This is a genomic window from uncultured Mailhella sp. (assembly GCF_947631555.1).
In the GTDB taxonomy this organism is placed as follows: domain Bacteria; phylum Desulfobacterota; class Desulfovibrionia; order Desulfovibrionales; family Desulfovibrionaceae; genus Mailhella.
In genome coordinates this window covers 1-7179 of the sequence record NZ_CANRLT010000096.1, presented here as the reverse complement: position 1 = coordinate 7179, position 7179 = coordinate 1, and the positions used below count along the sequence as shown (strand labels likewise).

4 protein-coding genes are annotated in these 7179 nt (G+C 58.6%); 2 read left to right on the top strand and 2 right to left on the bottom strand.

Annotation, left to right across the window (positions count from 1 at the left end; genetic code table 11):
* Positions 1 to 614 precede the first annotated feature (614 nt).
* Both recA and alaS read left to right on the top strand, forming a co-directional pair.
* Positions 615 to 1691, top strand: coding sequence for a recombinase RecA (recA, locus tag Q0Z94_RS10445; protein ID WP_298069483.1), 1077 nt, complete (start codon positions 615 to 617; stop codon positions 1689 to 1691).
* Positions 1692 to 1886: 195 nt separating this feature from the next.
* The gene (gene alaS, locus Q0Z94_RS10440) at positions 1887 to 4541 is read left to right on the top strand and encodes an alanine--tRNA ligase (protein WP_298069482.1); all 2655 of its coding nucleotides are present in this window, start codon (positions 1887 to 1889) and stop codon (positions 4539 to 4541) included.
* A gap of 131 nt (positions 4542 to 4672) precedes the next feature.
* Here the strand turns inward: alaS and Q0Z94_RS10435 are convergent, their stop codons facing one another.
* Both Q0Z94_RS10435 and rfbA read right to left on the bottom strand, forming a co-directional pair.
* Positions 4673 to 6028, bottom strand: coding sequence for a glycosyltransferase family 61 protein (locus Q0Z94_RS10435; RefSeq protein WP_298069481.1), 1356 nt, complete (start codon positions 6026 to 6028; stop codon positions 4673 to 4675).
* Between the two features lie 69 nt (positions 6029 to 6097).
* Positions 6098 to 6970, bottom strand: coding sequence for a glucose-1-phosphate thymidylyltransferase RfbA (gene rfbA / locus Q0Z94_RS10430; protein ID WP_298069480.1), 873 nt, complete (start codon positions 6968 to 6970; stop codon positions 6098 to 6100).
* Positions 6971 to 7179 lie beyond the last annotated feature (209 nt).

The following is a 7179-nucleotide window of genomic DNA, read 5'->3' as shown; positions in this document are numbered from 1 at the left end:
AACACGCCGCCTTCGCTATCTGCTCGCTACCGCTCGCTGCTCCGCAGGTTGAGGAAGGGAGAGCAAATCCTTGACCGTCGGAGGCGTGGCGCGTGCGTCCTCCAGACCTTTGTTTACTTTCCTTTCCCTTCCTTATCCGCCGGAGGCACGCGCGGCAGCGCGTTTGGAGCGACGACCCCGCGCCCTTACCCGCTCGCCTGCCGCAAGGAAGCTTGAGCGGGCGAAGCCCGATTGTGCGCTGCCTGCGAGCTATCAGCGGCGTACGCGCCGCGCCTCCGGCGGTATAATGGAAAGCCGGCATGGAGACGGCGAGGAGCGGAAGAAAGGACACGCGGAGCGCGGCCGAGGGCAGCGAAGCTGCACGAGGCGCGATCCCGTCAGACATGGCCGAAAGGGGTCTTTGCCGAACTGGAAGTTCGGCTGCCTTTCAGCGCTTTTCCGACAGGAAAAGCAAGATGCCTTTCTCTGCCTTTCCTTCCCCGCTCCGGCCGGCGCGCGCAGCTCCTGCCCTTTTGATAGATGGGAAGCGGCGCGATGGCAAGCGTTTCTCTTGCCCCCGGGCCGGGCTTTTGCTAAGATGAGGAAACTTAAATTTTCGAGGAGATGTCCCTGTCATGGCAAGAAAGCCCCTTGTTACCCCGGAAGATGCCCGCCGCGAATCGCTGAATTCAACGCTCGGCACCATCGAACGCAAGTACGGTCAGGGCGCGGTGATGAAGCTGTCCGACGGCGCGCACGTCCATGTGCCGGTCATCCCGACCGGCTCTCTCGGACTGGATTTGGCTCTGGGCGTTGGCGGCGTTCCGCGCGGCCGCGTGACCGAGATCTTCGGGCCTGAATCCTCCGGCAAGACCACGCTCACCCTGCACATCATCGCAGAGTGCCAGAAGCTGGGCGGCACGGCGGCTTTCATCGACGCGGAACATGCGCTGGACGTGTCCTATGCGGGGCGTCTCGGCGTCAAGACCGACGAACTTCTCGTGTCCCAGCCCGACCACGGCGAGCAGGCGCTGGACATTGCCGACATGCTGGTGCGCTCCGGCGCGGTGGACATCGTGGTCATCGACTCCGTGGCCGCGCTCATCCCCCAGGCCGAACTGGACGGGGCCATGGGTGAGGCGCAGGTGGGCGGACAGGCACGGCTCATGAGCCACGCCATGCGCAAGCTCACCGGTTCCATCCACAAGTCCCGCACCTGCGTGGTGTTCATCAACCAGATCCGCATGAAAATCGGGCAGATGGGCTACGGCAGCCCGGAGACCACCACCGGCGGTAACGCCCTGAAGTTCTACAGCTCCGTGCGCATGGACATACGCCGCATCCAGACGCTCAAGGACAGGGACGAAGCCTACGGCTCGCTCACCCGCGTCAAGGTGGTGAAGAACAAGATGGCTCCCCCCTTCCGCGAAGCCAAGTTTGACATCATCTGGGGCACGGGCATTTCCCGCTCCGGTGAAATCCTTGACCTGGCCGTGGAGGCTGGCATCGTGGACAAGAGCGGTGCCTGGTTCGCCTACGGCTCCGAAAAGCTCGGTCAGGGCCGCGAGCGTGTGCGCGATATGCTGGACGCCAACCTTGCCCTGCGCGACGAGATCGAGGCCAAGGTCAAGGAGCATCTCGGCATGATCCCGGCGGCACTGGACGCCGGAGAGGTTCCGGCGGACGAAGACGGCTTCGACGAAAACGAATAATTTCACAAGGTCAGGTTCCGCAAAAGTCCGTCAAACGTCCGGCAAAAGGGCGGGGCTTCCGCCTTGTTGCCGTGTCCCTGCCCTGGGCGGGGCCTGATTTGCCATGGGGCAACGAAAACGGGCACGCCGGCCTCGCCTTGAGCGGGGAGCCGGACGGCCTTTTTGGGGCGTGTGCCCCTTTCTTGAGGAGAAGGTATGCTCACCGCAAAAGAGATACGCAGGAAATTTCTGGAGTTTTTCGCAAAGAACGGCCATGCAATCGTGGCGTCATCGTCGCTGGTTCCCCGTGACGACCCCTCGCTGCTCTTCACCAACGCCGGCATGGTGCAGTTCAAGAAGCTCTATCTCGGGCAGGAAAAGCGCCCCTACAACTGCGCGGCCACCGCTCAGAAGTGCCTGCGCGTGAGCGGCAAGCACAACGACCTCGAAAACGTGGGCCGCACGGCGCGGCACCATACCTTCTTCGAGATGCTGGGCAACTTCGCCTTCGCCTCCTACTTCAAGCGCGAGGCCATCGGCTTTGCCTGGAAGTTTGTCACCGAGGATCTGGGTCTGCCCAAAGACAAGCTCTACGTCACCGTGTATAAGGATGACGATGAAGCCTTTGCGCTCTGGCAGGAAATCGCTGGTATGCCCGCCGGCCACATCACGCGCATGGGCGAAAAGGACAATTTCTGGACCATGGGCGACACCGGACCCTGCGGGCCGTGTTCCGAAATCTACATCGACCAGGGCGAAGATATGGCCTGCGGGCCGGACTGCGGCATCGGCAGGTGCGACTGCGACCGCTTCCTCGAAATCTGGAATCTCGTGTTCACGCAGTACGACCAGAAGGCGCCGGGCGAACGCGAACCCCTCGCACATCCCAACATCGATACCGGCATGGGGCTTGAGCGTGTGGCCGCGGTGTGCCAGGGCAAGCGCTCCAATTTTGACTGCGACCTTTTCCAGGACATCATCCAGTACGCGGCCTCCCTCGCCGGCGTGACCTACCATTTCAGCGCGCCGGACACCGACGACGTGGACACCGCGCTGCGTGTCATCGCCGACCACAGCCGTGCCGCCGCCTTCATGATCGCGGACGGCATCCTGCCTTCCAACGAGGGCCGCGGCTACGTCCTGCGCCGCCTCATTCGCCGCGCCCTGCGCTTCGGCACGCTCATGGGCATGCACACGGCCTTCCTGCACAAGACGGTGGGCCGTGTGGTGGAAGTCATGGGTGAGGATTACCCCGAACTGCGAGAAAACGCTGGCTTTCTCACCCGAGTGGTCTTCGAGGAGGAGAACCGCTTCCGGGCGACGCTGGACAAGGGTCTGGCTCTGCTGGACAGCGAACTCGCCGGCCTTGCCGGCAGGGGAGAGCGCGTCATCCCCGGCGAGGTGGCCTTCCGCCTCAACGACACCTACGGCTTCCCGCTGGACATCGTCACCGACGTGGCTCGCAAGCGCGGTTTCACCGTGGACGAGGAGGGCTTTGAACGGCACATGCAGGAGCAGCGCGCCCGCGCCCGTGCCGCGTGGAAGGGTTCGGGAGAAAAGGACCTTGCCGCGCGTTTTGGGGAGCTTCTGGAAGAGGGCATGGAATCCGTGTTTGTGGGCTACGACTGCCTGCGCTGCACGTCACGGCTGGCGGCACTGCTCGACGTGGACTGCCTGCCCGTGGACAAGCTGACGGCGGGGCAGAAGGGCTACGCCGTGGCCGGCCACACGCCGTTCTACGGCGCCTCCGGCGGGCAGAGCGGCGACACCGGCGTCATCCTCGCGCCCCAGGGCCGGGCCGCGGTGACGGATACGCTGAAACCCATGCCCACGCTCACCGTGCAGCAGATTGAGGTGCTCGAGGGCGACATCCTGGCTGAACAGGAAGTGGAGCTGGAAGTCACGGAAGGTCCGCGCCTGGATGCCGCCCGCAACCACTCCTGCACCCACCTGCTGCAGGCCGCGCTGCGCAAGGTGCTGGGCACACATGTGCACCAGGCTGGTTCGTCGGTGACGCCGGAGCATCTGCGCTTCGACTTCACCCATATCGCGGCCGTGACGCCCGAAGAACTGGCCGCTGTGGAACGCGAGGTGAACGCCATGATTCTGGCCGACTACCCCGTGTCCACCCGCGTCATGGGCCACGATGAGGCCGTGAAGAGCGGGGCCATGGCGCTGTTCAACGAGAAGTACGGCGACACGGTGCGAGTGGTCAGCATGGGCGCCGAGGGAGAAGAGCCGCGCTCGCTGGAACTCTGCGGCGGAACGCATCTCGCCCGCACTGGTCAGGCCGGCAGTTTCGTCATCGTGTCCGAGAGCGGCGTGGCCGCCGGAGTGCGCCGCATCGAGGCCGTGTCCGGCTGGAAGGCCTACGAACTCATGAACGAGCGCCGCAGGGAGCTGAACGCCCTCTGCGCTGCGCTCAAGGTGCGCGCCTCCGACCTTCCCGCCCGCGTGGAGTCCCTGCAGAAGGAACTCAAGGCGCTGCGCCGGGAGCTGGACAAGGCGCAGGCCGCGGGCCGCGGCGACCTCATGTCCGGCGTTGAGGAGCTGGGCGGGGTGAAGCTGCTCGCCGCCAAAGCCGGAAGCATGAACGTCAAGGCTCTGCGCGAGATCATGGACGACGTGCGCTCCAAACTGCCTTCCGGTGTGGCCTGCCTCACCGCCGAGGACGGCGGCCGGGTGCAGATGCTGCTGTACGTCTCCAAAGATTTGCACGATCGCTTCACCGCGCCCGCACTCATCAAGGAAGCGGCTGCGGCGATCAACGGATCCGGCGGCGGCCGCCCGGATCAGGCCCAGGCAGGAGGCACGAACCCCGAAGGCGTGGACGAAGCCTTCCGCATCCTGAAGGACAGGATCCGGGGCTGAGAAGAGCGGGGAAAACGTGATCACTCCGCTTCGGCGGCGTATATGTTTGCCGGCAAAAGCCGGACAAACACGCCGCCTTCGCTATCAGTTCGCTACCGCGCGTGCCTCCGGCGGTCTGCGTCGTATCCCGTTTATTTTTCTTTTTCCTTCTTCAGCAGACTTTTTATCCAGTCTTTTAATTTCCGAAGTTGCTTTTTGAGACGCCGATGGAGCATTCGGTTAACTCTTTTTTCAAGTTTTACGACATCATCGCGGTCAGGATAAAGAGATCTGTCAATTTTATTTCCTCTAAAAATACTGTTTACATAATCTAAAATGTCAATTAAAGTATAATTATTGAGTGGTAGAAGAGTGTCGCGTGCAAAGTAGCTTGGGGCATCTGCAATTTTCCCCCATAGCTTTACATAGTCATAGAGGATGGGCCTGATATGAAGGTCTTCGGAAACTTCATCAGAGGTATGGGGGATGCCTTCGTGTTCCAGGTATCGTCTCCAGCAGGAAGTGGGGCCTACAAGTTCAGCTCCCATATCTAAGGTCGCAGGCAAAAAATTGAAGTGCACGTCAATAATCTTACAATTTGGAATGATACTTGTTGTTAATAGGGGTGTTATGGGAGTATGTCCAACTGTACGACGTAAAATAACAACTTTGGTCTCTGGTTTGCAAAATTGTGTGAGGAACAGTAAGGTTCCTTCCCAGGCAATGATTTCATCCGCTCCAGCCATGATGGAAAGCTGTTCTTTAAATGGAAGTTGTTCGGGATGAATGATTTCATAGCCGCGTTTTTGGTAGAAATTTTCAAAATATTGTTCATTGAAAGTTATTTCATTGTTACCTCCTATGGGTAAGGCTGAACGTGAAAGATAGACTTTTTTATAGGCTCCAGGTTTGACGCGCTCCCGTATATAATTATATATTTTCTCTGCCCCGACTCTGTGGCTTGAAAATATGTAAAATGTTTGTTCTGGTACAATAATTTTATCAAATTGTGTAGGATGTTCAATGATTTCTATTTTGTCTTCCGATAATCCTGCAATTTCTAACATGTTAATTGTCAGATTACCCCAAAAGGTATTTTTAAGAAAAACAAATTTATAAGGGGTTTTTGGATGATCTGCAAGATACCAAAGTCTGCTTAAATTACTCGATATCGTAAGCCAGAAACCGCCATATAATATTCCACCGAAGATGACAGTTTCATGGCGAACTTGAACTGGTTCAGAAGGTTTATATGATCGGGAACAGCAGAGATAGCCGTTTGGATTAGGATAATCCAGGTAGTGGCCAGCGACAAATTTAAATTTTCTATCACAGACACCGCCCTCAACCATCAGGTTTTTATAATCTTTATATTTTCTGAGCGGCAGCAATATACCGTTATCAACTTCGGTAACTGCCGGAGCTTCCAGTTCATAGTCTTTATTGAGGAGCGTTTTCCATTTTTCCTCGTCGTATACAAAGAGCCTGTTCTCAATGTCGAAACTCATGTTTTTTCTCCTTGTCTTGTGTGCGGCGCGGCTTGCCCCGGGCAAAGTGCGGCCGACCTTTTTTATGCCCTAGTCTTCCTCTGTGGCTATGGCGCGAAGATACTGACCGTATTCCGTCTTGATCAGCGATTCCGCCAGCCTCAGAAGCTGCGCTCTGTCTATAAAACCTTTGCGGTAGGCAATTTCCTCGATGCAGGAAATGTACATTCCCTGCCGTTTCTGAATGATGTTCACAAACTGCGCGGCATCGTGAAGCCCTTCGGCTGTTCCCGTGTCCAGCCAGGCCATGCCGCGGAAGAACTTGACCACCTTCAGCTTGCCCCGGCGCAGGTATTCGTTGTTAACCGCGGTGATTTCCAGCTCTCCCCGCGCCGACGGAGTCACCTGTCTGGCAATGTCCACCACGTTGTTGTCGTAGAAATAAAGCCCGGGCACAGCATACCTGGACTTGGGCCTGGCGGGTTTTTCCTCCAGCGACAGGACGTTTCCGTCCTTGTCGAATTCCACCACGCCGAAGCTGGAGGGGTTGTGGACGGGATAGCCGAAGACCACGGCGCCTTCCTTCAGTGAGGCCGCCTCATCGAGGAAGGCCGACAGTCCGCCGCCGTAGAAGATGTTGTCGCCCAGCACCAGGGCCACCTTGTCCCCGCCGATGAACGTTTCCCCGATGATGAACGCCTCCGCAAGACCGTTCGGCCGCGGCTGCACGGCAAATTCAAAGCTCATGCCGAGCTGGCTTCCGTCTCCCAGGATTTCCTTGAACACGGAAAGATCTCTGGGGGTGGAAATGATCAGCACCTCCCGGATTCCCGCCAGCATGAGCGTGGAAAGAGGGTAGTAGATCATGGGCTTGTCATAGATGGCCAGCGCCTGCTTGGACACGCCCTTGGTGATGGGGTAGAGTCTGGTGCCGGAACCTCCGGCGAGGATGATGCCCTTCATCAAACGTTCCTTTGCGGTTTAAAATTTCCCATCTTCGGATGAGGAAGGGGGAAAGTGATGGCCAACGCGGCGAACCTGTTGAAGTTTTTCGCAGCCTCTCCCTCGGGGGACAAACCTTGCGCCCCGGCCTAGCGGCTGCGGATGGAAACAGGGCTGTTCCCCGTGGCTTTTTCGCGCCTGTGTACTTTTTATCTGGAACCCGCCGCTGC

Bases quoted from the DNA above. Each gene is read 5' to 3' on its own strand.
- recA (WP_298069483.1), top strand. From the start codon at position 615: ATGGCAAGAAAGCCCCTTGTTACCCCGGAAGATGCCCGCCGCGAATCG.
- alaS (WP_298069482.1), top strand. From the start codon at position 1,887: ATGCTCACCGCAAAAGAGATACGCAGGAAATTTCTGGAGTTTTTCGCA.
- Q0Z94_RS10435 (WP_298069481.1), bottom strand. From the start codon at position 6,028: ATGAGTTTCGACATTGAGAACAGGCTCTTTGTATACGACGAGGAAAAA.
- rfbA (WP_298069480.1), bottom strand. From the start codon at position 6,970: ATGAAGGGCATCATCCTCGCCGGAGGTTCCGGCACCAGACTCTACCCC.